Source organism: Candidatus Thermoplasmatota archaeon, from assembly GCA_030018475.1.
GTDB lineage: Archaea > Thermoplasmatota > JASEFT01 > JASEFT01 > JASEFT01 > JASEFT01.
Map to the genome: position 1 here is coordinate 1 of JASEFT010000039.1, position 3,993 is coordinate 3,993.

Sequence of the window (3,993 nt, forward strand, 5' to 3'; positions counted from 1 at the left end):
CCAGCCTCTACAACCAAAGCTCTTATCCCTGAAGCTCCTAGCTCAGCAGTATCCACATATCTCAGAGCAACCCCAAGTCTGAGTTTATCTTCTTTACACTTAGCTTCTAAATACACTTTTTGAGCGGCATCTATCAACTCAGGAAGTAGTTCTGAGTCTAGCTCTAGAGTTGCAGCATTCTGCGCTACGGAGCTATGCGAATCTACTACGACTGCTCTTTTATCGTTCAGCGCAGATGTTAATCTGCTCGCAACGGAGGGCTCTATATCATCCACAGGCTTTTCAAAAGAGCATATTAATAAAAGGCAATCATTAAAATACTGTGCAGAAACAGTAACGTTACCTGAAGAGCCGACTACATATTTAGAGCATAATGAGCTATAATCTGATGCCTTCGAGATCGTTTCTTTTAGAGCAGTTGCTATTTTAAAGCACTCATTAGAAGTTGCTGGATTGTAATCGTGTGTAGAGCAGCTGTGAAATACAAACAGGGGGCAATCTAATTGCTGAACTTCTAGTTTGGCAGGTAGATCGCTACCGCAAAGTTTGCCAAACGGTCCTGGATGCACATTTTCAGGCACTATTACTACAGCTTTGAGCTTTTTATTCTTTGCAGACCTAAAACACAACACATTAAGTGCTGCCTCAAGCTCTTCCTTACCAGCTTCAAAAAATCGCTCTAGTGCCAGCGAATTGTTTGTAAAATGCGCGATAGTAGCTTTCAGCAAATCAAGAGCATTCACATTGTAAGCTTTTTTAAATTTTAGTTTAGCAAGCTCTATGAAAGAGAATGCACTTACCAAAAATATTATAATATTTGAGATAGCGATAGTAAATTCGCGGGCGGTGAACTCAAACACAAGGTGGAGCGCAAATAATCCAAGTAGCGATTGCGATAGCGAAGCTGGCAATGAGCGCAAATGGCTAGAATTAGAAATACTTACAAGTACTACATGTCGAAACCATATAATTGAAGAATAGCCTATTATGAGGCCAACTACAAGTTCTTGAGTTAGAATCTTAATAGTTATTGTTATTGTGGTTAATATAGCAAGTGAAATTAGCGATATTAAATAAGCTCTTCTAAAATACAGCTCTCCTTTTAAAACGTCAGCCAAAGGCTTGGAAATCAATCCTGATAATACACTGGGAAGTAAAAATATTACTGTAAAATAATATAATTTAAGTAAATTATTGAGCTCAGGGAAAAGCAACAATGTAGCTAAGCTCGAAAATATCAAAATACCTAATACTGAAAATTTAGGATTAGGTGCGCGAAATATGTATTTTATCAACTTTGTAGTCTTCTCTAAATCACTCATACTACTGTTTTAAGACCTTCAATCAAATTTTCGTAAAATATATTTCCTACAACTATCGTATCTGCGTAGCGCGCTACTCTGAGCGCTTTAGCCCTTGAGTCTATACCGCCCCCGTAAAATAGTCGTGCCTTAGTTAAAGCTTTACTTACGGCTTCTACCGTTTTAATATCGCCGTAGCTACCACTATATTCTAAATAGATTATAGGGAAACCGAAGAATTTTTCAGCGCAGGCTGCGTAAGCAACAATTTCTTCAACTTTCAAATCAGTTCTTGCATTGGTAACTTTAGCTACACTTGAGTTGGAATTTAAAACAATATAAGCTTCAGGAACAATTTTTTGCCAGGGAACTTCGAATTTTTCGATCCATTTAGCATGTAGCCCTACAACCCAATCAACATTCTGCGCGTTTAGCACAGACGGTACGAAAATATAGTCAAAGCCCTCTTCAACTATACAGTAAGGGTGCGGCGGCTCTAGAACTTTAGTAATTTTATAGTTTTTTAGTTTATTAATCAGCGCTAGAACTTTTTCTTCAGTGACGTTTTGAGTGCCTGACACCATTATAGCATCTGTACCTGAATTTACAATTTTATCGATACTTCTATCATCTAATGTTTTGTCCGGATCGAGTTTAACTATATGGCGCCACTTGCGCCAGCTTTTATTCTCCATTTTTTACGCAACTGAGCTTATAACAAACCCAGCCAGAGCTACGAGCATACCGTATTTTAGTAGTGCTGAAGAGCTAGCTGGTCTTTTCGTTAACATGCATATTGAATAGATAAATATTGCATCTGCACCTGCAATAATTATTAGATAAAGCAAATCGAATATTTTTAGAAGATAAGGTAGAGTGCTCAAAATAACTGCAATTACTAGTATAAAAGCGCTAACAAACCTTGCTTGCTTAGCACCTGCTTTGAGCGGCAAGGTCTCGCGCTCTAGTCTGTCGCCCATCATATCCTCTATATCTTTTATTATTTCTCTACTTAAGGTGCTTAAGAACGCAAGCGCAGCTAATATTATCAAAGCCCAAAAGGCAGTAAATTCAGCGTTAACGGCAGCGCCTCCGAATAGGAATAGTGAAGCTGCAAGTGCGCTTATAACTAAATTGCCTATCAATCCTTTATGTTTGAACGTCTTTTCATAGCTAACAAGCAGTGCCGAGGCAATTAAGGCAATAGCTACAGCTAAATATGCGAAGGTTAGAAACGCGGTTATAATGCCTAAGCACATTAATAAAGTAGCTAGTAATTTTGCACTTCGAGCTGTCACTTTGCCAGAGGGTATTGCTCTCCAAGGCTTGTTTATTCTGTCAATATCTCTGTCGTAATAATCATTTAGTACATTACCGCCAGCGCCTATAAAAAGAGCGCATAGCAATGCTGGAATTATTTTAGGCACTAGCGCTTTCAACGCAATAATATCTTTACTTACGAGCATAGCGCAAAAAGTAGCAATCAAAATCATTATACAATTTAGCGGTCTGATAATTTTAAAAGCGCTCATAAAACTAACAGCTCTTCTATCTCTTTTAATAGCTCAGGATATTTCTCTTGTACTGCTTTTATTAATTCCAGAGTTGATATTTTTTCGAATTTAAATTCAGCCAACGCTTCTATACCTTTGTTGAGTTTCTCATCGCTAAACTTGCTGAGCTTTTCCTTAACTAACCAATTCCTGTAATGCTTATCTTCTAATTTAGCACGCCATAATTTTTCATATTCTTGCAATACATTCTCGCTATAATCTCGGCACTCAATTGCTTTTGCAGCAACTTCGCCTGCATAAATTCCTGATAGGCAAGCATTAAATATTCCTCCACCTGTTATAGGGTCTATCAGCCTTGCAGAATCGCCGGCAACTATAATACCATCGGCAACTGTCTTTTCAATAGGCTGTGAGGTAGAGACAGCCCCAGCAACTATCCTTATAATTTTGCCTTTATTAAATTTCTGTGCCACGAATTTATCAATACATTTTTTCACTTCACCGCACTCTTTTATTTTATTAAGCGCGACGCCAAGCCCTACATTACACTCATCGCCTCTGGGAAAAAGCCAAGCATATCCGCCCGGAGCAAGGCTACCCAAATAGAAATTGTTATAATCGCTGTCAAAATCTATATTTACCATCGTATATTGCAAGCAAGCTACTATATCGTTAGGCTTGAGCGAAGTATCTATTCCAGACCATCTTGGTAATTGACTTTCAAAGCCATCCGCAGCTACTACGAGCTTCGCAGGAATATTGAAAATATCGCCCATATGCTTGGCTTTGATACCAACAACTTTATCATTTTCCTTTAAAACTCCAACAGCAGAAGTCTTTAATTGAATATCGCAGCCTGCTTTAGCAGCTCTTACAGCCAATTCTTTATCAAATTTATCTCTGTATATATTATAGCCGACTTCTCCACCAGCTACCTTCTCACTTAGTTCTATAAATTTACCGTTAGGCGCGAATATTCTAGCGCCTTTAACTTCTTGCGCTATACAGTATTTAGGTATTTTTATATTCAATTCTTCTATCTTTTTACTAACGCCTTCACCGCAACGCACAGGAACACCTATCTCTTGTCTTTTCTCGATTAGCAGAACTCTGCAACCTTTTTCAGCAGCTACTTTAGCGCATGTAGAGCCTGCAGGGCCTGCGCCTACGACTACAAC

General features: G+C 38.5%; 4 protein-coding genes. All 4 read right to left on the reverse strand.

Features of this window, described 5'->3' with window-relative positions:
* Positions 1–1,322: DUF2070 family protein (locus tag QMD21_05690; GenBank protein MDI6856256.1), on the reverse strand; the 1,322-nt coding region annotated here is incomplete at its 3' end.
* Positions 1,319–1,996: a heptaprenylglyceryl phosphate synthase gene (locus QMD21_05695; GenBank protein MDI6856257.1), complete on the reverse strand. Its 678-nt coding sequence runs from the start codon at positions 1,994–1,996 to the stop codon at positions 1,319–1,321. The genes QMD21_05690 and QMD21_05695, both read right to left, overlap by 4 nt.
* Positions 1,997–1,999: 3 nt before the next feature.
* Positions 2,000–2,833 (reverse strand): UbiA family prenyltransferase, encoded by an 834-nt coding sequence (locus QMD21_05700; protein MDI6856258.1) that lies wholly within the window; start codon positions 2,831–2,833, stop codon positions 2,000–2,002.
* Positions 2,830–3,993, reverse strand: a 1,164-nt coding sequence (locus QMD21_05705) for an NAD(P)/FAD-dependent oxidoreductase (GenBank protein ID MDI6856259.1), incomplete at its 5' end; no start/stop codon positions are given. The genes QMD21_05705 and QMD21_05700, both read right to left, overlap by 4 nt.

Excerpts from the sequence above, each read along its gene's own strand:
- QMD21_05695 (MDI6856257.1), bottom strand. The coding sequence starts at position 1,996 with ATGGAGAATAAAAGCTGGCGCAAGTGGCGCCATATAGTTAAACTCGAT.
- QMD21_05700 (MDI6856258.1), bottom strand. The coding sequence starts at position 2,833 with ATGAGCGCTTTTAAAATTATCAGACCGCTAAATTGTATAATGATTTTG.